Here is a 22,851-nt window from a genome sequence, read left to right as displayed (position 1 = left end):
AAGAAACTTTATAAAATTATAAGTTTTCCTCTGCAAATGAGGCCAAGCGGCTTCTCACTACCCCATTCAAGTTAATGGTCGCACTACCTTCAAAATCCTTAAAGCGCTCCACAATATAGGTAAGCCCTGAAGTTACAGGCGTCAGGTAATTACTATCAATCTGGGCAAGGTTACCCGTACAAATTAACTTGGTCCCCTCACCACAGCGCGTGATAATGGTTTTCAACTGAGATGCCGTTAGGTTTTGACTTTCATCTAAGATCACTACCGCATTTTGAATGCTACGACCACGCATGAAATTCACTGACTTAAACTGTATGTTGGCCTTTTCCATAATGTAATTGCGACTAGAGATTGGGCTTTCATCATGCTTATGCAATACTTCCAGCGTGTCTGTAATGGCTGCAAGCCAAGGCGCCATTTTCTCTTCTTCCGTGCCCGGTAAAAAGCCGATACTTTCAGCAATCTCAGGCGTATTTCGCGTTACGATCACTTTGTCATAAATGCCTTTTTCGATGATCATTTCCAGCGCACTGGCAAGCGCCAGTAAAGTTTTACCACACCCAGCAGGCCCAGTCAGAACCACCAGCTCTACATTTGGATCGAGTAACGCATCAAGTGCCATACCCTGATACACGTTTTTGGGTTTCACTCCCCAAGCTTGTTGATGTAGTAGCCGCTCGACACTGATGTCTTTTAATGTCACATACGACTCATCATATCCCACCACTCTTGCTGCAAAGTGTTCGCTGTCGTCCAAAAGGTACTCATTATAAAATACTTCTGGCATTCTAGATTTGGGGACTTTGTGTAAGCTATAGCGACCCTGTTGCTCAGTTTGACACTCCCCTACGGAGGCCCAAAAATCCCCTTCAAATTTGTTGTACCCGGAGGTAAGTAGATTGATGTCATCAATTAATTGATCTGTTCGATAATCTTCAACAAACTTCAGACCAACCCCTTTGGCTTTTAAACGCATGTTGATGTCTTTGGTGACTAGAACCACTTTTTTTTCTGCGTATTGCTTTTGTAACTGTAGCGCACAGTTAATAATGCTGTGATCGTTTTCATTGCCGGGTAAGCCTGAAATACTGTCTGGATATAGGTGATCATTGACGATAATCAGCTTACCGCTGCTAGCAGGTTTATTTGGTTCTCTTTGTACTTTTGGTAAATCAACCCCCTCGAGCATTTGCTCAGGCGTTGCATTAGTTAACACGTCATCTAGACTACGTATCGCTACACGCGCATCTCGACTCACATCGCGTTTGCGGTCTTTGATATGGTCAAGTTCTTCTAACACTGTCATAGGGATAACTACATCGTGTTCTTGGAAGGAGAGGTAAGCGAGGGGCTCGTGAAGTAAAACGTTGGTATCTAAAACATAAATTTTCCGGTCGAGGTCATCTTTTCCCATAGTGCATTCCTATTCGTCTGCAATTTCTATGAATGAACTGCGCACTGCTCGCCACACAGTACAAAGCTCTAACTTAATTTTAGTCTATTTGTCACAAAAGTCGTTTTTATGACAAAAACTTCTCAACGCAACCCTTTATAAAGTTCCTATAGTAAAAACAAAATTTATCACTGAGTACTTTTTTTACCCTTCAAGTTCGTATATTTTATCTTCTATACACATAAACTTTGGCTATGCTTAAGAACCAATATTGCGTAATAAAAAATAATTACCAGTAAGTAAAATTGTATTGTGTACAAGACACTGTGCAAAACGGCATTAATTACCTGAGGCAAGGCATATTTAATGTGCTTTTACAATCTTGAACAAGGCTTTGCTTCTAGGTAACATAGCCGCCTTTTTTCTGCGAAGATGAGAAAACCATGAATTTTTCCTTAGGTCAGCGCTGGATAAGCGATACCGAATCAGATTTGGGTTTAGGGGCCATTGTCGGCTTAGAGGGTCGACAAGTAACCATTCTGTTTCCCGCCAGTGGAGAAAACCGCGTTTATTCTGTACAAGAAGCGCCGGTTACTCGCGTTGCGTTCAATCCTGGGGATGTGATCCGCAGTGTTGAAGAGTGGGAAATGCGTGTCGACAGCATTGAAGAGCAAGGAGATTTACTTTGCTATCATGGTGTTCGTCTAGATACAGAAGAAACGGTTAGCCTAAAAGAGACTTTTCTAGATCATTTTATTAAGTTCAACAAACCACAAGACCGACTATTTGCAGGTCAGGTTGACCGTTTTGATCGCTATACATTGCGCTATCAAACTTGGCAGCACCAGCTTAACCGTCAACAATCTCATCTTAAGGGTCTAATTGGTCAACGCGCGAGCTTGATCCCTCACCAGCTGTATATCGCTGATGAAGTAGGGCAACGTTTTGCACCCCGTGTTTTACTATCGGATGAAGTAGGCCTAGGTAAAACCATAGAAGCAGGTATGATCCTGCATCAGCAAATACTCACGGGTCGTGCTAACCGCGTGCTCATCGTTGTGCCTGAGAACCTGCAGCACCAATGGCTCGTTGAAATGCTGCGACGTTTCAACTTGCGTTTTTCTATATTTGACGAAGAGCGTTGTGACGAAGCTTTTGCCGACTCACCCAATGTATTTGAAACAGAACAACTTGTTCTTATGAGTCTTGAATTTATAACGAAAAAACGCCGTTGGTTTGAACAAGCAACTTTGGCTGACTGGGATCTCCTCATCGTCGATGAAGCACATCATTTAACGGTAGAAAATGACAAGCCAAGTACAGAATATCAGCGCATTGCTGAACTGAGCCAAGACATTCCTGGGCTTATCCTATTGACGGCGACACCTGATCAACTTGGTCATCGCAGTCATTTCGCACGTCTACAATTGTTAGACCCAGATCGTTTCTACGATTATGATGCGTTTGTTGAAGAAGAAAGTAATTACAAAGAAATCGCCGACGCTGCTAACAAGTTACTACAAGATGATGTGCTTGACGAAAAAGCGACTCAAACTATTACGTCGCTGTTAAAAGAAACAGATATCTCAGAATTACTGAGTCATATAAAAAGTGGTGAGCAAAACGCAAAACAAGAACTGCTCAGCATGCTACTAGACCGCCACGGCACAGGACGTATTTTGTTCCGTAACAGCCGCAGCGGCATCGATGGCTATCCAAGCCGTAAAGTACATGCCTATCCTGTAGAAATGCCGAAGCAATACAAAACAGCCATGTCTGTTTTAGGCAACATTGGCGGTATTCAAAGTGCAGAAAAGAGCGCGTTACGTGCATTATTCCCTGAAAAAATCTTCCAAGAGTTTGAAGGTGAAAGCGCAAGCTGGACTCAGTTTGATCCGCGCGTGACTTGGTTAATCGAAAAACTGAAAGAGCTCAAACACGAAAAGGTGCTTTTAATTTGTGCAGAAGCACAAACAGCCATTAGCTTAGAGCAAACCCTGCGTGAACGCGAAGGTATCCGCTCAGCAGTGTTCCATGAAGGTATGTCGATTATTGAGCGTGACCGTGCAGCAGCGTACTTTGCAGATGAATATGATAGTGCGCAAGTGCTGCTGTGCTCTGAAATTGGCTCCGAAGGTCGTAACTTCCAGTTTTCGCATCACCTTGTCCTATTTGATTTGCCTCTTAATCCGGATCTGTTAGAGCAGCGAATTGGTCGATTGGACAGAATTGGCCAACAACATGACGTCAACATCCATGTGCCTTATTTCAGCAATACCGCGCAAGAAGTCATACTAAGATGGTACGACGAAGCGCTAGATGCGTTTGAAACCACCAGCACCACAGGCCAGCTACTTTATAAAGAGTTTGGTGAAGACTTATTAGAGTTTATCGGCGCACATAACTGTGATGAAGAAGAATTGGACCCGCTACTAGAGCAAGTCGCCAAACAGAACAAAGTATTACGTGCCAAAATGGAACAAGGCCGTGACCGCCTGTTAGAACTGCATTCTAGTGGCCAAGGTCGCGCAGAGCGCATTGTCACTGAGATTGAGCAACTGGATGACGATGTTATCTTGCCTGCGTTTATGATCAATGTATTTGATACCTTTGGCGTAAACCAAGAAGATAAAGGCGAAAACACCATTATCCTCAAGCCAACGGAACATATGCTCAACCCATCATTTCCGTGCTTAAAGGATGACGGCATTACTGTTACATTCGACCGCTCAACATCGCTGTCTCAAGAAGATGCACAGTTTATCAGCTGGGACCATCCAATGGTTGAAGGCGTGATGGACATGATCTGCGATGATGATTTTGGCTGTGCGTCTGTAGCACTACTTAAAAATAACAAACTCCCAGTGGGTACTTTCTTTGTTGAACTTATTTTTGTCGCTGAGACATCAGCACCAAAATCTCTACAAGTAGGTCGCTTCTTACCGCCCACGCCAATTCGTGTATTAATGGACAAAGCAGGTAATAACTTGGCGGACAATGTCGCTTTTGATGCGTTTAATCAGCAGCTTTCAGCCGTTGGACGTCAAACGGCTAGTAAACTGGCAAATGCATTGCAGTCAGGGATCCACCCACTTATTGCCAAAGCAAATGAACTTGCGAACCAGCAATTAGAAGCCTTGCAGATTCAAGCGCAAAGCAATATGCAAACGCGCTTAGAAGAAGAGCAAAATCGTTTAAGTGCACTGAAAGCAATCAACCCGAATATTCGTGATGAAGAAATTCAGGTGTTCGATAAGCAAAAAGCACAATTGAGTGAGCACATCTCAAAAGCACAAGTTAAGTTAGATGCTATTCGCTTAATCGTGGTATCTAACCAATAAGGCACCAAATACTGATAAGGTAGCGGACATTCACGCCGCTACCTTGCTTTTTAATATGTCTTTTCATGAACTCCCTTCACAACATCCATACTTTTTTTATTATTTAATTCATAACCAACACATTGTATATCATATCCTTTATTGCTAAGTTGAATAAGATTTATACAATCAAGGAAATGATAATGATAATAATGAAAATAAAACCAATAAACACACTACTATTATTCGCTATGCTATTACTTGGCTCTGTCTCAGCGTCAGTATTTGCTAAACACACCACACATATTCAGGGGCACTATTTTCTTGTGGATCATGATGTTGTGAATCAGGCCTATAAGCTCACCTTCAGGCCAAATAAGCAGGCAATACTATTTAGTGACGTAAAAGTAACAGGCCAGTGGCAATGGCAACCTGAGCAACAAATTCACATCCAACTTAACCAACCTCTTACTCAATATGAGCTGTTGATGGCGGAAAACGAGACACATATCTACCAGTTAACAGCTTTGACTGTTAATACTCAAAACTTAGGGCAAGACACGCACTACACTCAACATATTCAAGTCTGGCATAAAGAAGCACAGAGAGTACTCAGAACATTTACTCAGGTAAATAATGCCAAGCTTGTGCAACAACGTCAGCTTCAAAAGTGGCAAACTCAACTGGTAAACAAGACTTGGGAAATCGAATATATTGATGAAGTGACACATGCCGAAGTATCTTGGTTTAAAGCAGCGAGTACTGCCAGCGTGACTTTTAACGAAGATGGAACAGGCACGATTCAGCATTGGGATAACACGCAAAGCGAGCTGATATGGAAAATGAGGGGTAAAAAGCTCATCCTTCATTATCAAAGTGGTGATACTCCAATAAAATATGTGTTGAGCGTTGTCGATTATATTGATGATATTGGGCTTAGATTTGTTGCCAAACAGGTCGACAAAACAGCCAAAAAAGCCCGCTGGATACACGGTTTAATGGTCGAAAAACAAGATGTTGTGCTTACCCATGAGCAAGTAGTAGGCCAGTGGCATGCATTCGGCCGTTATCACGATTACTACCCCGATCAAGTTGCTGTAGCGAATATCGCACACACCGCTTCTAAATGGTCTATCGACAGTATGGGGCAACTTTATAGAGAAAAACTCGATCACCCTGAGCTCGGCACGGTACTGCGCTGCCCAGACAACAGTTGCTACGTCAGCTGCCAGTTTTACTATGAGTTACTTGCGAAAAAAGGTAACACATTGTACGTGAACTTTTACTTTTATTCTGAATTCTACCCGCAGGGTCCTTTGAAAATGCAGGGCAAAAGAATCATTCAAGTAGAAGTGCGCGACCAGTTAGGTGTCGAAGAATTTTCAGACAGTTTCCTTGGCTATACCAATATGACATTGGAATCTGATGGTAGCAGCGCCCCTTATTTCTTTAGTATGATGCCAACACCAGATGGCCAAACGGTATCCGAAGTGACCTCCCCTGAAGGGACTGGTACATTCGCTGTCGTTGAGGGTAAGCTCTATACCTCTATTAATGAGCAAGAAGTAATTTATGAGATTACCAAATTTAGACGTGATGGTATTGAAGTATGTTATTACCCTGCGGGAGAAAGCTGTCGTACCGGAAGCTCCGCCGTGTTTAAATTCAGCCATGATGCAGGACCTTTTATCGAGGATTGATATGCAATTTTTGGGGGCATAAAACGCCCCCTACTGCTAGCTGAGTACCACTACAGCTATCCACGACTGTAATACTAAACAAGCGAGATTAGTCACTATAATTGCGGGGCGTTTAAAACGCATACCGTAAAGCAACCAAAAGCTAAACACCACGACATAGCCAAATAAGAATGTCATGGAGAGCGTACTGTCTTCCTGTCGTTCCATTTCATTTAATAGTTGTCCTAGTAGGGCAATACCAGCAATCGCACCAAATAATATGCCCGCAACATCCCAATACCGCTCATTGCTAGATAAAAAATTTGACCAACTCAATTTTTGCATGTGTTCACCTTTGCAGACAAAACTTCATTCCAAGCGTTGTAATCTGAAACCCTCGCCACAATGTTGGGATGCGCCAGTTGACAAAAACTGCCCACCACAACCACATCGCAGCCGGCAGCTAACGCGCCTTTTACTCCCGCATCAGAGTCTTCAAATACTAAACAGGCAGAGCTAGAAACACCCAATTTACTTGCAGCTATCACAAAAGGTTCCGGATCAGGCTTGCCTCGCTGTACATCTTCAGCCGTAACCATGGTAGAAGGGACAGGCAAATCGCTATTTTGCATACGATTAACGGCATTTTCGCGATCTGCTGACGTTGCTAGCACCCAAGGCAACTGCAATTGATTTAAATGACGGATAAATGTATTCGCGCCAGCAACTTCACACACGTTGTCTGCAAAAACAGCCTCCGAGCCTTCTAAGCTTTTAACTTCTTTATGAATATCTAAGTGTGGTACGAAGCGACTGATAAAGTCTTCAAAACGGATGCCTCGCCCTTCGCTTAAAACCATGTCCAGATCCAGATCGTGCATTTTGCACCAAGGTGCTATCGCCTTAGCAAGTGCGATATCAGAGTCAACCAATGTGCCATCCATATCAAATATCACACCGTGATATGCGGTTAGATCACAGAAATGTTCCATACTACCTCCTTTTTAAATACGTAAAAAAGTGCATAAAAATAAAAATAAATGCAAAAACAGACTTAAACATGCAAATAATAGCCTTGCCATTCCCCTAAGATCAAGTAAAATTCGGCAAAAAAGCGCAGGAACATGCAAAGTGTTATTAGCAGAACGACACCAATTGATTTTAGAACAACTTAATATTCATGGCCGGATCACCTCTGTTGATCTCGCTAAATTACTGGCTGTGAGTGAGGATACGATCAGGCGTGATCTCAATAAATTAGGCGAGCTAAAACTATTGCGCCGTGTACATGGCGGCGCCCTCGTACTGCAAGAAGATACACCGGATTATTTCGATCGATTAAACTCACCAGATCCGTCTAAAAAACGCTTTATACAACCGGCATTGGCAATGCTTAAAGCCAGTCAGACTATTGTGATTGATTCAGGGGAAACATGTCGGTATTTGGCACAAAACCTGCCAGCCAACCTGCCTTTAACAGTTGTCACTGGTTGCCCATTAATCGTTCAAGATTTAATGCAACACCCTCAAGTCCAAGTGATCCAGCTAGGTGGTCGCATGTTCAAACCCGCGATGCGTACCACAGGTAGTAGCGCAATCGAGATGCTTAAGCAGATCCGCTTTGATTTAGTGTTTATGGGTATATGTGCATTTCATGTCAAACATGGTTTTTGCGTCAACTACTTTGAAGAAGCTGAAGTACTGAGGGCGACCATAGAGCAAGCGGATCGTACTGTTTTAATGGGTCCCCACGATAAGCTTGATAAAACCATGACTTATCAGATAGTGCCCGCGCAAAAGATCCATCACATCATCACCGATCAAGGGTTGCGCTCTGACGTACAATCAAGCATCAAAGAGCTAGGTATTGAACTTGAAATCGTGCCAGATAAATGAGCACGCTAAGACTGCTTGCTTGGCCTTTTACGTGTTGCCAGTTAAACTAGGCGGGTTTTGATCTATTTTGGAATATTGCAGTGCTCCTAAACTATAACCCGCCACTTGATCCGTACATTGAGATTTTATATCAGGACGAACACATGCTTGTGATCAACAAACCTAGCGGTTTGTTAACTGTGCCAGGCAAGGATCCAAAACACGCAGACAGTGCCATCACGCGTATAAACCGTGTTTATCCCAATGCGAAAATAGTGCATAGATTAGATATGGCCACTTCAGGGGTATTGTGTTTGGCCATGCACAAAGAAGCACACCGTTTTTTGAGTATTCAATTTCAAGATAGACTAACTAAAAAGCGCTATGTGGCGAGAGTATATGGCCAATTAGAGCAACTTAATGGCTCTGTTGACTTACCTTTAATTTGCGATTGGCCAAATCGGCCAAAACAAAAAGTTTGCCATGAATCTGGTAAACCTTCTCTGACTCACTTTGAAGTGATTGAGCATGAAGCGAATGCTACACGCGTGTCACTGACACCGATCACGGGCCGCTCTCATCAACTACGTGTACATATGCAGTCTTTAGGGCATGTAATACTGGGCGATAGACTTTATGCTCAAGGCGATGCACTAGCCGCTGCGAAAAGGCTACAGCTACACGCTCAAATGTTGCAGATCTGTCACCCAGTAAGTGGCGAGATGATGCACTTTGAAGCACCAGATCCTTTTTAAGTCTGGTGCTCACTTATGCTATTGATTAAAAAGATCTAAAGCGCTGGCAGTCATTGCTCGTACCCCCGTTTTGATGGCCAATTGGTAATCGGGTGCAAACTTACTTGAGTGCAAAGAGGGTAAAGGCTCTCCACTTTGTTGTGCACGCTGGTACTCTTGCGGATTGACGCCGCCTAGCCAAAAAATTGTGATTGGAATATTGTCATCTGTGCGACCATATAACCCGAAATCTTCTCCTGCCATAACAGGCTCAGACTTTACAACCTGAGATGCCCCTAATTCATTACGAATGCTCTCAGTCACTCGGTTAGCAAGGGCCGGTTCATTGTATGTAGATGGAATACTTTCTTCTTCGTGCACATAAACAACGGGTGCATGTGAGTCTGGTAACCCCGCACTATGAGCAATGCCTTTGGTCAACCGGTCAAGCGCAGCAATTTGTTGATCGCGAACCTCTCTGTCATAAGATCTCAAAGTTAGTTGCAGCTTAACTTCATTAGAAATGATGTTATGCTTTGATCCACCATGAATGGATCCCACCGTGATCACGGAGGGCTTTAATGGCGAGATCTCACGGCTAGTAATTGTCTGGATCCCAAGCACAATACGTGATGCCAACACGACCGGATCTACTGTAGTATGTGGGTACGCACCATGACCGCCTTTCCCCTTTACAATAATGTCCACGGAGTCGACGTTTGCCAACGCATAACCCGGTGATATCGCGACCTTACCCGCAGGCAACGCAGCGCTAACATGTAACCCTAATACGTGATCAGGCTTAGCAAACTTGCTAAATAGCCCTTCTTTTATCATGGCTTTTGCACCAGCACCGACCTCTTCTGCCGGCTGCGCAACCATCATTAAAGTGCCCTGCCATTGCTCTTTATTAGCCACCAACTGCTCTGCTGCACCGATAAAACTCGTCATATGAATATCATGACCGCAGCCATGCATTACACCCACGGTATTATTGTTAGCATCTTTTACTTTAACTTTTGATGCGTAGGGCTTTCCTGTTTGTTCTACAATTGGCAGCCCATCGGTATCTGCGCGGATCATCACCGTCGGACCTTCACCATTTGTTAGCAAGCCTACAACGCCAAATCCACCCACGCGTTCCGTTACCTGGAAACCCAATTGTTTAAGCTCACTCGCCAGCCGAGCACCTGTTTTTTGCTCTTGAAGAGATAACTCAGGGTTTTGATGAAGATGGAGGTAAAGCTCCTCAAGCGCTGGCATAGCACGAGTTACCTGTTGATCCAATGTACTAGCCATAACTGAGCTAGCACCGCAAAGTAACGCAAGAGACGTGATCAGTGTTTTCATAAAGTTATTATTATTGAGCTTATGTGTCATACCAGATTGCAAACAAAAACCCACAATTGCAACTATTTTATGAACCGCTTTTAGGTTTGAGGCAAACTCCCTTCGATTCATGCTTTTGATCTACCATTTTACGCGGCCTTTGCTAAGCTTAAAATCTCTATAGGGGGATTTTCATACTGTGAAAACAATAAGTATCAAAGCTTTAGAACCTGGCATGTATGTTGTGGGCGTGATTAAACAAGCTGGCCATGTCAGAGTGAAAAACCAAGGTTGGGTAAGGGATGAAAAAGGGATCAAAAACTTGGTCCAATCCGGCGTACTCGAAGTAGAAATAGACCCTGATAAAACCTTACATCATACTCAAGAAGAGATCCCAGTCGCTGAAGAGGTTTTACAGCCAGCTAAAGCTGATCCTTGGCACAAGTCAGTGCCAGTTGAAGCGGAGTTGGGGCAAGCCACTAAAATGTATGAGCAAGCGAAACAGCTGCAAGAAAAAGCTTTTACAGATATTCGTGATGGGCGAGCTATTGATGTCACAGAATTTAAAGAGACGGCATCTGGATTTATCGACTCAGTATTTAGAAATCAAGATGCTTTGGCATGCATCGCACGGATCCGTGACAAAGATGGCTACCTACTGGAACACTCCCTCAATGTGTCTATTTTAATGAGTATTTTTGCCAAGCACCTTGGCTTTGATAGAGCGCTCATTGAAGAGCTGGCGACAGGGGCGTTGCTTCACGATATCGGTAAAATCAAAATTCCTGATAACATCTTACAAAAGCCCGAAAAACTCAGTGACAATGAATTTGAGATCATGCGAGAGCATGCTAAGTTCAGCCATGACATCGTCAAAGATAGCGGGCTGGGTGACATTGCTACTGAAATTGCAGGGTTCCACCATGAACGACTTAATGGTAAGGGCTATCCGTATGCTAAAAAAGGCGAAGAGCTCTCCCAATATGTACGTATGATCTCCATTGTCGATGTATACGATGCATTGACAGCAGAGCGAGTATACAAAATAGGGATGACTCCTATTCGAGCATTTAAAAAGCTCAAAGCAGGCTGCCCACACGAGTTTGATGAAGCATTACTTAATCAGTTTATCCACTGCATTGGAATGTACCCCGTTGGCACCTTAGTTAAGCTCAAAAGCCAGCGTGTTGGCATTGTTGCAGCTAGCAACCCAGACTCACCGCTTCAACCTGTCGTCAAGGTCTTTTATAACGCAAAAAACATGTTTCATGTCGAAGTACGAGATGTTGATCTCAGTGACAAGCGTATTGATGATGAATTAGATGCTGCGGTCAAGCCGGAAGAGTTCGGATTGGATTTGATTAAATTCTTCCGCCATTCGATGCTACCTTAGCATATGGCGCGTTAAGGTAGCTGGTTGCGTTTAGGTTATGGGATCCAATCCTGCATCGCGCTCAGGGTGAATTCAATTCCATCAAAATCAAACAAGGCTTGCTCAGGTGTGATCTCTACAATGGTCAGAGCCCCCAGATTATCACCCTCATACAGCTCACGATTATTCAGTTTAATCCAGCGTTTTTCTGGCTCAGTGGCATAAATATGTGCCTGATATCGCAAAGATGGAATGCTGTTTTGCAGTCGTGGTGGCAGTAATTCTATCGGTGTAGCATTAGCAGTGCCGCGGCTAGTCGAAACAACATCACCGTCAGCACTTGCCTCTCGATAGCTTGTCGGTTGCGTCTCAGCAACTGCTTGAGCAAAAGCTTGCTTGAGCTCATCTGAGACATTATCTAATTCTTCCTCTTGTTGCGCCTCAGCAGTAGCACTATTTTGACCCATGCCGTTTGATGGCGCGCCCGCAACGCGATATTGCCCTATATTTTGATTATTCATTGTAGCCATTGGTTGCTGCGCATAACCCATATTGGGCTGAATAAATTGTTGATTTGGTACAAACTGTTGCATTTGTGGAGTCTGGCCCTGCACAGGTACATTCATCACCTGACCTTGACTATTCACTGGCACTAGCTGCTGTGAATACACTGCACGACCACTGGCATCAAAACCCACCTGCACCGACATCCATTGATAACTCATTTGATTGTTGATAGCTGTGTTGAACTGCGGCTGCATCTGCACAGGCACTTGCGCTATCACCTGCCCTGTTTGGGGGAGCGCTTGAGAGGCTATATTCGTAGCAGGAGCAACTTGTGTTGTGGCAGATGTATCTGACGTTACAGCCGGCTTTTCTGCCACGGGTGGTTGTTCCGTATTTTCTGCCGCTGTTTCAGTTGCTGAAGCCAAAGTGGTTGCCTTGTCTACAGGAGGCTCAGATTGTACTGACTGACCTACCATAAAACCCGCACCTAATGCGCATACAGTTAGAAGCCCACCACCTAACCCCATGCTCAGACGCTTATAAAACGCCACTTGTGCACTTTGTCGCGCCTGCACATAATCTTGTTCAGACTTTGATTGTTGTTGTGATTGTTTTAATGCGTTGACAAGATAAGACATAGTGCACCATTAAAATATAAATGAAAGACCAAAGCCGCAGACAAACATCGCCGCAACCCAGCCAGAAACCAGAGCAGGAACATTCAGTGTTCTTGTTTGTTGCTCTGGAATTAGATTCAGCGGCAAAGCTTCTTTTGCTGCTTCCTGCGCTATTTGCTTACTTACCTCTTGTTGTTGCGCCGAGTAGGCGCCTAACAAACAGCGATCGGCAAGTAAGTTTATCAGCCTCGGGATCCCCGCCGTAACCTGATGAATATACTGGATCGATTGATCACTAAATAGGTTTGCTTCACACCCAGCTTTATTGAGCCTGTGCTTAACATACGAAAATACCTGCGATTCTGTTAAAGGCAATAAATGATATCGTGCCGTGATCCTTTGGGCTAACTGACGTAACTCATTGCGCTGTAATAATTGTTGTAATTCTGGCTGCCCAACTAAAACTATTTGCAGCAACTTTTTGTAATCAGTTTCTAAATTGGTTAATAAGCGCAACTGTTCAAGCACTTCAGCTGCCAAGTGCTGTGCTTCATCAATAATCAGCATGGTGTGGCCACCTTGCTCATGATTTTCCAGTAACCTCGCTTTTATCACATCAGTTAAAGACTTTAATGACGCTTCTTTGGCATCGTACTCAATGTTGAGCTCATCACAGATACTGGCTAGTAGTTCCATTTCTGATAATGCCGGGTTCAATACGAATGCAACCTGAGTTGATTCAGGCAACTGCGCTAACATACTCCGAGTTACAGTGGTTTTCCCCGTCCCCACTTCTCCTGTTAGTAGTACAAAACCGCCAGCGTCTCCAAGTCCATAGGTTAAATGTGCCAACGCTTCTTTGTGGCGATCACTTAAAAACAGAAACTCAGGATTCGGCGCAATTGAAAACGGTTTCTCCGTTAAACCAAAGTAGCGTAAATACACGATATGTCTCTTTATTGTTAGAATGCTGCCTATAATGGCAAAAAATCACTTTAAGTTAAAACATTGTTTGCTTAATCGTCCCTGAATTTTTCATTAATTTAGGAACAAACATTTTAAACTCAAGACGATAGTGCCATAGTAAATTATTAACCAACGAAGTATTTAGGATGACTATGAAGGTGTATTTGGTAGGTGGCGCGGTCAGAGATAAGCTACTCGGCCGACCCATTTTAGAGCGAGACTATGTGGTGGTAGGCGCCACAATCAGAGATATGTTAAAGCTCGGCTACCAACAGGTTGGTAAGGACTTTCCTGTATTCTTGCATCCCGAGAGCAAAGATGAGCATGCGCTTGCTCGAACCGAGCGTAAACAAGGACAAGGCTATACCGGCTTTATTTGCGATTTTGATCCAACGATTACACTTGAAGATGATCTGATCCGCCGAGATCTGACAGTCAATGCCATCGCAGAAGATGATCAGGGTAACCTGATCGACCCCTACCAAGGTAAAACAGATCTGGATAATAAGATCTTACGCCATGTAAGTGACGCCTTTAGCGAAGACCCACTTAGGATCTTACGTGTTGCCAGATTTGCAGCCCGATATAACTACTTGGGCTTTACCATTGCTAACGATACTCTCCTGTTAATGAGTGAAATGGTTGCAGCAGGAGAGCTTAAAACCCTCACCAAAGAGCGGGTGTGGATGGAAATAGAAAAGTCACTAAAAGACGGCGCAATTCATATCTTTACCAATGTCTTATCAGATCTTAAGGCGCTAACCCATGTTACACCTTGGCAAACACAGTGGGATCACAATACCTCTAATGCTATTGCAGATCAGATATCTAAGTTAGATCGAAATAACGAAACCTATCTGAGATCTGCGTTTAGCCTGTGGCAATATCATTCGGATCTGAATGGTTACGACTTAGAGCAAGATCATAAGATCCCAAAAGCCTTTGCGGACACCCTGCGCGACCTTCAAACTAACTTACCGCTTTTGCAATCAGTAGATTGGCAAGCAGAAACAGTGATGACAATTTTAAACCAGCTAGATGCATGGCGTCGTCCTGAACGCCTAAGTACATTTATCAGTACTACTCGTGTTATCGATGACAAATGCGCATTAAGAGTCATTGAATTAAATAATGCGTATAAAGCAGCTAGCAATATCAAAGCACAAGAAGTGATAGACCTAGGTGCAAAAGGTCCCGAGATCAAAAAAGAAATGGATAAGCTGAAGTTAAAACGCATTCAAAGCCTACTAGACCAAAGCTAAACACGCTAATGGGAGTACACTCACTCCCCTTCTTATACTCCTGTTAATATGTTGCCTGCATACTCACCTAATTCTGAATAAAAAGCATCAGCTTGTCGCTGCCACCAATGACATTGTATTTTCAACACTGTCTAGAACATCTGTATTTGCGCAGGCCTCGCGTCCAAAAATGGACTGGTAGCTTTGGCTACCCTTCTGACAAGTGGCGAGTGCAGCAACACCCTCGCATGATGGCTGACGTAAATGGCGATGGCACTGAAGGCTTTGCTAATGCCAGTGTGTACGTAGCGCCAATGAAGTAGCAAGAATACCCCAGCTTATTGAACATCAATAAGCTAGAGATACAAAAAACCCGGCTATAGCCGGGTTTTTTAGTAGCAATTCTGCTCAATCAATAGAAGTTAAATTACTTCTTTTTAACTGCTTTTTTGTTTGGAAGGTCAGTAATTGAACCTTCAAATATTTCAGCAGCTAGACCGATTGACTCGTTCAGTGTTGGGTGAGCGTGGATAGTTAGTGCCACGTCTTCTGCGTCTGCACCCATCTCTACCGCTAGGCCGATCTCACCAAGCATTTCGCCTGCATTGATACCAACCATTGCACCGCCGATAACACGGCCTGATTCTTTATCAAAGATAAGCTTAGTTTGACCTTCAGTACGTGCAGAAGCGATTGCACGACCAGATGCTGCCCACGGGAATACCGCAGTTTCGATCTTAAGGCCTTGCTCTTTTGCTTCTTTCTCAGTAACACCAACCCATGCGATTTCTGGATCTGTGTAAGCGATTGAAGGAATACACTTAGGATCGAAGTAGTGCTTCTTACCAGAGATAACTTCTGCAGCAACGTGTGCTTCGTGTACCGCTTTGTGTGCAAGCATTGGCTGACCAACAATGTCACCGATCGCAAAAATGTGCTCAACGTTTGTTTTCATTTGCTTGTCAGTGTTGATGAAGCCACGCTCGTCAACAGCAACGCCCGCTTTGTCAGCATCAAGTAGTTTGCCGTTTGGTGTGCGACCAACAGCCACCAATACTTTGTCGTAACGTACCTGGCCTTCAGGTGCTTGCTTACCTTCGAAAGAAACATAGATACCGTCTTCTTTCGCTTCAACAGCAACAACTTTCGTAGAAAGCATTACGTTGAATTTGTTCTTAACGTACTTCTGGTAAACTTTGATGATGTCTTTATCAGCAGCTGGTACTAATTGGTCAGCAAATTCAACTACGTCGATTTCTGAACCTAGCGCACGGTAAACAGTACCCATCTCAAGACCGATGATACCACCGCCTAGTACAAGTAGTTTGCCTGGTACGTCTTGAAGCTCTAGTGCACCCGTTGAATCAATGATGCGCTCATCTTGTGGGATGAACGGAAGGCTTACAGGCTGTGAACCAGCTGCAATGATTGCATTGTCGAAAGTCACAGTCTTAGTACCGTCAGCGCCTTCAACAGCAATGGTGTTAGAACCTGTGAATTTACCGTAACCGTTAACTACGTTAACTTTACGCATTTTAGACATACCAGCTAGACCGCCAGTAAGTTGACCGATTACAGACTCTTTCCAAGAACGGATTTTGTCTAAATCTATTTGTGGAGCACCGAAAGTTACACCGTGAGAAGCCATTTCAGCTGCATCGTCAATAACCTTAGCTACGTGAAGTAGTGCTTTAGAAGGAATACAACCTACGTTCAAGCAAACACCACCTAGGGTATCGCGAGATTCAATCAATGTAACATCTAAACCTAGGTCTGCTGCACGGAATGCTGCAGAGTAACCACCAGGACCACCGCCTAGTACAACAACTTGAGTTTTGATTTCGTTGCTCATGTTATTACCTTAACTATTATTCGAACGGGACTCTACTCAACTGAGTATCCGCACCCAATTTGCCTGCCGGCCGTCAAATTAGGACAAAACCAACAGAGAGAGTTTTTGTGCGCGAAAGTGTATCATTCGCACTCACTAATGTCCCGTCCAATTATCAGACAGGACATTAAAAAGACAACAAAACCGCACAACTTGTATTGAGCGGTTTTGTATCACCTTACATTACTAGCTGACGAATATCGCTCAGGTAGTTTGCAAGAGTCACAGTAAAGCGTGCTGCGAGCGCACCGTCAATTACACGGTGGTCGTATGAACAGCTTAGCGGCACCATTAAGCGCGGCTCAAATTCTTTACCATTCCATTTCGGCTTCATCTCAGACTTAGACACACCTAAGATAGCCACCTCTGGTGCATTCACGATAGGTGTGAATGACGTACCACCGATACCGCCAAGGCTTGAGATTGTGAAACAACCGCCTTGCATGTCAGCAGCAGTCAGCTTGCCGTCACGTGCTTTCTTAGAGACTTCCATCAGCTCGCGAGAAAGCTCAATGATGCCTTTTTTGTTTACATCTTTGAATACTGGAACCACTAGGCCATTTGGCGTATCAACCGCCACACCGATGTTCACGTATTTCTTCAGAATTAAGCTCTCACCATCTTCTGAAAGTGACGAGTTAAACGTTGGGAACTCTTCAAGTGCTTTTGCAGCTGCTTTCATCACGAATACCAATGGTGTGATCTTCACGCCCATTTTCTTCTTCTCTGCTAGTGCGTTTTGCTCCTTACGGAACGCTTCTAGCGTAGTGATGTCTGCTTCGTCAAACTGTGTAACGTGTGGAATTTGCACCCAGTTACGGTGTAAGTTTGCACCAGAGATCTTCTGGATGCGAGATAGTTTCTTCTCTTCAACTTCACCAAACTTGCTGAAGTCTACTTTTGGCCAAGGAATTAGACCAAGCTCACCACCACCGGTGTTACCACCTTTAGACAGCTGACCAGATTCAACTTGCTTAACGAGCTCTTTCACATAGTTTTGTACGTCTTCTTTAAGCACACGGCTCTTACGCCCCGTGCCTTTAACGCGCGCTAGGTTTACACCAAACTCGCGTGCTAAACGGCGAACAACAGGTGAGGCGTGCGCATACTGGTCATTAGCAACAAAGTCACCTTTTTGTGCTGATGCTGGTACTGCCGCCGGAGCTGCTTTTGCAGCCGGTTCAGCCGCTGGCGCAGCTGTTGGTGCAGATGCTGTAACTGGGGCCGCCGCTGGTGCACTGCCCGCAGTTTCAAATACAAAGATTAGAGAGCCTGTCGATACTTTATCACCAGCATTTACTTTTATCTCTTTCACAGTACCTGCAAATGGTGCTGGTACTTCCATAGAAGCCTTATCGCCTTCTACTGTGATAAGAGACTGCTCTTCTTCGATTGAATCGCCTACCGATACCATGATTTCAGTGACTTCAACTTCGTCACCACCAATATCAGGTACGTGTACTTCTTTCGCTTCTGCTACCGCAGCTGGTGCAGCTACCGGCGCTGGTGCTGCTTCAACAGGCGCAGCTGCTGGCGCACTGCCTGCAACTTCAAATACGAATACCAAAGAGCCTGTTGACACTTTACCGCCAACTTCAACTTTGATTTCTTTTACAGTACCTGCAAATGGCGCCGGTACTTCCATAGAAGCCTTGTCGCCTTCTACGTTTAAGATTGACTGGTCTGCTTCAACCGCGTCGCCCACTGCAACCATGATCTCAGTGACTTCTACTTCGTCACCACCGATATCTGGTACGTGCACTTCTTTTCGCTCTGCAACGGCTGTCGCGGCAGCAGAAGCCGCAGGCGCTTCAGCCGCAACTGGTGCTTCAGCCGCAACTGGTGCTTCTGCACCGGCTGCGTCAAAAATCATAATCAAAGAACCTGTTGAAACCTTATCACCTTCAACGACTTTGATTTCTTTTACAGTACCAGCAGTAGCCGCTGGTACTTCCATTGAAGCCTTATCGCCTTCAACTGTGATCAATGACTGATCCACTTCAACCGTGTCACCTACGCTTACTAGGAGCTCGGTTACTTCAACCTCATCGGCACCAATATCTGGAACATGAATTTCAATTGACATGTTTTTGCCTCTTATGCGTAAAGTGGGTTAGCTTTTGTTGTGTCGATATCAAATTTCTTGATAGCGTCTGCAACAACTGATTTTTCAACCTTGCCCTGTTGAGCAAGTTCGTTAAGTGCAGCAACAACCACATAACCTGCGTTCACTTCGAAGTGACGACGCAGATTTTCACGGCTGTCTGAACGACCGTAACCGTCAGTACCAAGTACTTTGTAAGATGCGCTAGGCATAAACGCACGTACTTGATCAGCGTAGTTCTTCATGTAGTCAGTCGCAGCAATTGCCGGAGACTCACTAAGTACAGACGAAATGTAAGGTACTTTTGCATCCGCTTCTGGATTAAGCATGTTGAAACGTTCAGCATCTTGACCATCACGCGCAAGCTCATTGAATGACGTTACAGAGAATACATCTGAACCAATGCCGTACTCTTCGCTTAGAATTGCACCTGCTTTACGTACTTCATTCAAGATTGTACCTGAACCCATAAGTTGTACGTGTGCTTTCTCACCTGCATTTGATTCAAGCTTGTAGATACCTTTACGGATACCTTCCTCAGCGCCTTCTGGCATTGCCGGTTGGTGATAGTTTTCGTTCATCAGCGTTAAATAGTAGAACACATTCTCTTGCTCTGGACCGTACATGCGACGGATACCATCTTGCAAGATAACTGCAACTTCAAATACGAATGTCGGGTCGTAAGAAATACAGTTAGGGATAGTACCAGCTTGAATATGTGAGTGACCGTCTTCGTGCTGTAGACCTTCACCATTAAGCGTCGTACGACCAGCTGTAGCTCCCAATAGGAAACCGCGTGCTTGTTGGTCACCTGCCATCCACGCCATGTCGCCAACACGTTGGAAACCGAACATTGAGTAGTAAATGTAGAATGGGATCATCGGTAGGTCATTGGTGCTGTATGAAGTTGCAGCAGCAACCCATGATGACATTGCACCTAGCTCATTGATACCTTCTTGTAGTACCTGACCTGATGTTGCTTCTTTGTAGTAAGAAACGATGTCACGGTCTTGAGGCGTGTAGTTTTGGCCATGTGGGTTGTAGATACCGATTTGACGGAATAGGCCTTCCATACCGAAAGTACGCGCTTCATCAGCAATGATTGGTACGATGTTTTTGCCAACACCCTTGTCTTTCAACAAGATGTTTAGTGCACGTACGTAACCCATTGTGGTTGAAATATCACGCTTTTGCTCTTCAAGTAGCGGCTTGAACTGATCTAGTTGAGGTAGCTCAAGTGCTTGTGTGAAGTTAGGTAAGCGCTGCGGCGTGTAACCGTGTAGCGCTTTACGACGCGCATGCAGGTATTCGTACTCTGGCGTACCTTCTTTAAGCGTAAGATATGGTAAGTTTGCGATTTCTTCGTCAGAAACAAGATCTTCAAGGCCTAGACGAGAGCGTAGATGCTCAACGCTAGACATGTCCATTTTCTTAACTTGGTGTGCAATGTTTTTACCTTCAGCCGCTTCACCCATGCCATAACCTTTTACAGTTTTAGCTAGGATAACCGTTGGACGACCTTTTTCGTCTTGCGCCGCTTTAAATGCTGCGAATAGTTTTGAAGGCTCATGACCACCACGCTTCAATGCGAAGATCTCTTCGTCAGTCATGTCGGCAACAAGCGCTGCTGTTTCAGGGTAACGACCAAAGAAGTGCTCACGTACATATGCACCGTCTTTTGATTTATATGTCTGGTAGTCACCGTCGATTGTTTCGTTCATTAATTGTAGCAGCTTGCCCGTTGTGTCTTTAGCAAGTAGCGCATCCCAACCTGAACCCCAAACCACTTTAATGACGTTCCAGCCAGCACCTTTAAATAAACCTTCAAGTTCTTGAATGATCTTACCATTACCCATTACCGGGCCATCAAGACGCTGTAGGTTACAGTTGATTAGGTAGCAAAGGTTGTCTAGCTTTTCACGCGCAGCAAATGAGATTGCGCCACGTGACTCAGGCTCATCCATCTCACCATCACCTAAGAACGCATATACGCGCTGCTCGTTAGTCTCTTTAAGACCACGACCTTCTAAGTACTTAAGGAAACGAGCTTGATAGATTGAAGCAATCGGGCCAAGACCCATAGATACTGTTGGGAACTGCCAGAATTCAGGCATTAGTTTAGGGTGCGGATATGAAGAAATACCTTTACCGTCTACTTCCTGACGGAAGTTGTCTAGTTGCTCTTCAGTTAAACGCCCTTCAACAAAAGCACGCGCGTAAATACCAGGAGAAATGTGACCTTGATAATAAACTAAGTCACCACCGTCTTTTTCATTCGGTGCACGGAAGAAATGGTTAAAACACATTTCATAGAAAGCAGCCGATGACTGGTAAGACGCCATATGTCCACCAAGCTCTAAGTTTTTCTTAGAAGCACGTAGAACAATCATGATCGCGTTCCAGCGGATGATAGAGCGTATACGGCGCTCAACGGTTACGTCACCAGGATAAGCTGGTTCTTGATCCGCAGGGATAGTGTTCACATAGTTAGTCGTGATACCGGTAGGCATATCTACGCCATCCAAACGAGCTTGCTCTAATACTTGCTCTAGTAGGAATTGCGCGCGTTCAACGCCTTCTTCTTTTACGACTGACTCAAGCGCTTGCAACCATTCTTGGGTTTCTAACGCGTCAACGTCAATTTTATTGACCTCAGACATATGGAGTGTTCCTTATGTTTAAAATGCAAATTTATTCAATGCGCCTAAGGCGCAATCAAGCAATAAAAACTTGATTTTGCTTAAAATACCGAATTTACCTAACTTATTGTTGTTTAGTGCGTCTCAGACTGCGCTCAATTCGAGAGCGCTCTCTGCCCGCTTCTAATAATGCTTCTTCAATAAAGGCAAGGTGCGCATTACTCGCGAGCCTTGCCTTTTCTGGGTTACCTTGAATAACAGCATCCATCAACACCGCACGATGCTGCGCAAGTTGTTCACTAACGTCTGACTTTTGCACCAATACGGTTAAGTTCTGCAATACATTTTGCTCAAGTAATGTTTGCATTCCGCGCACTAGGTGTAACAACACCACATTATGTGACGCTTCTGCTACAGTGAAATGAAATGCATTGATTGCCTTAGCTTTAAGGGTTAAATCGTCACCCACTTTGGCAATATTGTCGTAGCTTTGCTTAACTTTTTGCATGTCATTGTCTGTACCTCGAAGCGCAGCATAATAGGCTGCAATACCTTCAAGCGCATGACGGAATTCTAACAAGTCAAATTGAGATTCAGGATGTTTACTGATCAGATCAAAAAGCGGATCAGTTAACCCTTCTTCAAGCTGGTTTTTTACATATGTGCCACCGCCTTGACGACGTGTGACTAACCCCTTGGCTTCTAACTTTTGAATCGCCTCTCTCAATGAGGGACGAGACACTTCAAACTGCTTAGCTAACTCTCGCTCTGGAGGAAGCTTTTCACCGGGTAACAATGAGCCTTCTAAGATCATATTTTCCAGTTGCTCTAAAATCACATCTGACAGTTTTGCAGCTTTAATTTTCAAAGACATTGATAACACGCCAATTTGGGTTGTATCCACCAGCAAAGCCTCAGCACTTCCATTGATTAACTGTAAGTACTTAAAACTTGGCAATATTTACTTGAAAATTTAGTATATTTTGACCTGTTAGGTAAATTGGTCATACCAAATTTGACCAATAAGTTATCAAAATCAAGCGGCGCTGTCAAAAATCCACTTTTTCATCAATTTGAATATCCTTTTCCCGCGTTCATTTAGATTAAACTTTATACAAAAAAAATTGATTGCAAAGAAAAATAAAAATGGTCAGACCAGATGGAATGGGAAACTTTGGAGT

Annotated in this window: 17 protein-coding genes; 7 read left to right on the top strand and 10 right to left on the bottom strand. The window is 44.1% G+C overall.

From position 1 onward, the window contains the following. Nucleotides 1-16: 16 nt before the first annotated feature. On the bottom strand, nucleotides 17-1,417 hold the full coding sequence (locus tag N482_RS14010; protein ID WP_063377622.1) for a PhoH family protein: 1,401 nt from the start codon (nucleotides 1,415-1,417) through the stop codon (nucleotides 17-19). 422 nt (nucleotides 1,418-1,839) lie between these two features. Here N482_RS14010 and rapA point away from each other — a divergent pair, with 422 nt between their 5' ends. Both rapA and N482_RS14000 read left to right on the top strand, forming a co-directional pair. After that, complete coding sequence (gene rapA / locus N482_RS14005; protein WP_063377621.1) at nucleotides 1,840-4,737, top strand: RNA polymerase-associated protein RapA; 2,898 nt, start codon at nucleotides 1,840-1,842, stop codon at nucleotides 4,735-4,737. Nucleotides 4,738-4,919: 182 nt separating this feature from the next. Further along, complete coding sequence (locus N482_RS14000) at nucleotides 4,920-6,416, top strand: hypothetical protein (protein ID WP_063377620.1); 1,497 nt, start codon at nucleotides 4,920-4,922, stop codon at nucleotides 6,414-6,416. 36 nt (nucleotides 6,417-6,452) lie between these two features. Here N482_RS14000 and N482_RS13995 read toward each other — a convergent pair whose 3' ends face one another. Beyond that, the gene (locus tag N482_RS13995; protein WP_063377619.1) at nucleotides 6,453-6,740 is read right to left on the bottom strand and encodes a hypothetical protein; all 288 of its coding nucleotides are present in this window, start codon (nucleotides 6,738-6,740) and stop codon (nucleotides 6,453-6,455) included. Continuing rightward, entirely contained in the window at nucleotides 6,728-7,387 is a 660-nt protein-coding gene (locus N482_RS13990; RefSeq protein ID WP_063377618.1) for an HAD-IA family hydrolase, read from the bottom strand. The genes N482_RS13995 and N482_RS13990 overlap by 13 nt, the downstream gene beginning before the upstream one ends. A 139-nt stretch (nucleotides 7,388-7,526) precedes the next feature. Between N482_RS13990 and N482_RS13985 the strand changes: the two genes are divergently transcribed. Both N482_RS13985 and rluA read left to right on the top strand, forming a co-directional pair. After that, entirely contained in the window at nucleotides 7,527-8,291 is a 765-nt protein-coding gene (locus N482_RS13985) for a DeoR/GlpR family DNA-binding transcription regulator (RefSeq protein WP_063377617.1), read from the top strand. 80 nt (nucleotides 8,292-8,371) lie between these two features. Further along, a complete protein-coding gene (rluA, locus tag N482_RS13980; RefSeq protein ID WP_063377616.1) occupies nucleotides 8,372-9,025 on the top strand; it encodes a bifunctional tRNA pseudouridine(32) synthase/23S rRNA pseudouridine(746) synthase RluA in 654 nt (217 codons plus the stop codon). An 18-nt stretch (nucleotides 9,026-9,043) separates the two neighbouring features. Here rluA and N482_RS13975 read toward each other — a convergent pair whose 3' ends face one another. Beyond that, complete coding sequence (locus N482_RS13975; protein ID WP_419555039.1) at nucleotides 9,044-10,303, bottom strand: M20 metallopeptidase family protein; 1,260 nt, start codon at nucleotides 10,301-10,303, stop codon at nucleotides 9,044-9,046. 229 nt (nucleotides 10,304-10,532) lie between these two features. Here N482_RS13975 and N482_RS13970 point away from each other — a divergent pair, with 229 nt between their 5' ends. Further along, nucleotides 10,533-11,726, top strand: coding sequence for an HD-GYP domain-containing protein (locus N482_RS13970; RefSeq protein ID WP_081227955.1), 1,194 nt, complete (start codon nucleotides 10,533-10,535; stop codon nucleotides 11,724-11,726). Between the two features lie 35 nt (nucleotides 11,727-11,761). Here the strand turns inward: N482_RS13970 and N482_RS13965 are convergent, their stop codons facing one another. Continuing rightward, on the bottom strand, nucleotides 11,762-12,850 hold the full coding sequence (locus N482_RS13965; protein ID WP_063377615.1) for a general secretion pathway protein GspB: 1,089 nt from the start codon (nucleotides 12,848-12,850) through the stop codon (nucleotides 11,762-11,764). 9 nt (nucleotides 12,851-12,859) lie between these two features. Then, complete coding sequence (locus N482_RS13960; RefSeq protein WP_063377614.1) at nucleotides 12,860-13,774, bottom strand: ExeA family protein; 915 nt, start codon at nucleotides 13,772-13,774, stop codon at nucleotides 12,860-12,862. A 173-nt stretch (nucleotides 13,775-13,947) separates the two neighbouring features. On the opposite strand from N482_RS13960, the gene N482_RS13955 reads away from it, so the two are divergent. Together N482_RS13955 and N482_RS13950 are read left to right on the top strand one after the other, a co-directional pair. Then, nucleotides 13,948-15,057, top strand: coding sequence for a tRNA nucleotidyltransferase (locus tag N482_RS13955; protein WP_063377613.1), 1,110 nt, complete (start codon nucleotides 13,948-13,950; stop codon nucleotides 15,055-15,057). A 107-nt stretch (nucleotides 15,058-15,164) separates the two neighbouring features. Next, nucleotides 15,165-15,359, top strand: coding sequence for a hypothetical protein (locus N482_RS13950; RefSeq protein WP_063377612.1), 195 nt, complete (start codon nucleotides 15,165-15,167; stop codon nucleotides 15,357-15,359). 104 nt (nucleotides 15,360-15,463) lie between these two features. Here the strand turns inward: N482_RS13950 and lpdA are convergent, their stop codons facing one another. The 4 genes from lpdA to pdhR all read right to left on the bottom strand — a co-directional run bounded on the left by lpdA (nucleotide 15,464) and on the right by pdhR (nucleotide 22,544). Continuing rightward, the gene (lpdA, locus tag N482_RS13945) at nucleotides 15,464-16,888 is read right to left on the bottom strand and encodes a dihydrolipoyl dehydrogenase (RefSeq protein ID WP_063377611.1); all 1,425 of its coding nucleotides are present in this window, start codon (nucleotides 16,886-16,888) and stop codon (nucleotides 15,464-15,466) included. Nucleotides 16,889-17,105: 217 nt separating this feature from the next. Next, complete coding sequence (gene aceF / locus N482_RS13940; RefSeq protein WP_063377610.1) at nucleotides 17,106-19,013, bottom strand: pyruvate dehydrogenase complex dihydrolipoyllysine-residue acetyltransferase; 1,908 nt, start codon at nucleotides 19,011-19,013, stop codon at nucleotides 17,106-17,108. 11 nt (nucleotides 19,014-19,024) lie between these two features. Further along, nucleotides 19,025-21,691, bottom strand: coding sequence for a pyruvate dehydrogenase (acetyl-transferring), homodimeric type (aceE, locus tag N482_RS13935; RefSeq protein WP_063377609.1), 2,667 nt, complete (start codon nucleotides 21,689-21,691; stop codon nucleotides 19,025-19,027). A 103-nt stretch (nucleotides 21,692-21,794) separates the two neighbouring features. After that, nucleotides 21,795-22,544, bottom strand: a complete 750-nt coding sequence (gene pdhR, locus N482_RS13930) for a pyruvate dehydrogenase complex transcriptional repressor PdhR (RefSeq protein WP_063377652.1) — start codon at nucleotides 22,542-22,544, stop codon at nucleotides 21,795-21,797. Nucleotides 22,545-22,851 lie beyond the last annotated feature (307 nt).

Source organism: Pseudoalteromonas luteoviolacea NCIMB 1942 (assembly GCF_001625595.1).
GTDB lineage: Bacteria > Pseudomonadota > Gammaproteobacteria > Enterobacterales > Alteromonadaceae > Pseudoalteromonas > Pseudoalteromonas luteoviolacea_A.
Note: the sequence above shows the minus strand (reverse complement) of the source record. Positions and strands in the feature narration are given on the sequence as shown.

Excerpts from the sequence above, each read along its gene's own strand:
- N482_RS14010 (WP_063377622.1), bottom strand. The coding sequence starts at position 1,417 with ATGGGAAAAGATGACCTCGACCGGAAAATTTATGTTTTAGATACCAAC.
- rapA (WP_063377621.1), top strand. The coding sequence starts at position 1,840 with ATGAATTTTTCCTTAGGTCAGCGCTGGATAAGCGATACCGAATCAGAT.
- N482_RS14000 (WP_063377620.1), top strand. The coding sequence starts at position 4,920 with ATGATAATAATGAAAATAAAACCAATAAACACACTACTATTATTCGCT.
- N482_RS13995 (WP_063377619.1), bottom strand. The coding sequence starts at position 6,740 with ATGCAAAAATTGAGTTGGTCAAATTTTTTATCTAGCAATGAGCGGTAT.
- N482_RS13990 (WP_063377618.1), bottom strand. The coding sequence starts at position 7,387 with ATGGAACATTTCTGTGATCTAACCGCATATCACGGTGTGATATTTGAT.
- N482_RS13975 (WP_419555039.1), bottom strand. The coding sequence starts at position 10,303 with ATGGCTAGTACATTGGATCAACAGGTAACTCGTGCTATGCCAGCGCTT.
- N482_RS13965 (WP_063377615.1), bottom strand. The coding sequence starts at position 12,850 with ATGTCTTATCTTGTCAACGCATTAAAACAATCACAACAACAATCAAAG.
- N482_RS13955 (WP_063377613.1), top strand. The coding sequence starts at position 13,948 with ATGAAGGTGTATTTGGTAGGTGGCGCGGTCAGAGATAAGCTACTCGGC.
- N482_RS13950 (WP_063377612.1), top strand. The coding sequence starts at position 15,165 with ATGACATTGTATTTTCAACACTGTCTAGAACATCTGTATTTGCGCAGG.
- lpdA (WP_063377611.1), bottom strand. The coding sequence starts at position 16,888 with ATGAGCAACGAAATCAAAACTCAAGTTGTTGTACTAGGCGGTGGTCCT.
- aceF (WP_063377610.1), bottom strand. The coding sequence starts at position 19,013 with ATGTCAATTGAAATTCATGTTCCAGATATTGGTGCCGATGAGGTTGAA.
- aceE (WP_063377609.1), bottom strand. The coding sequence starts at position 21,691 with ATGTCTGAGGTCAATAAAATTGACGTTGACGCGTTAGAAACCCAAGAA.
- pdhR (WP_063377652.1), bottom strand. The coding sequence starts at position 22,544 with ATGTCTTTGAAAATTAAAGCTGCAAAACTGTCAGATGTGATTTTAGAG.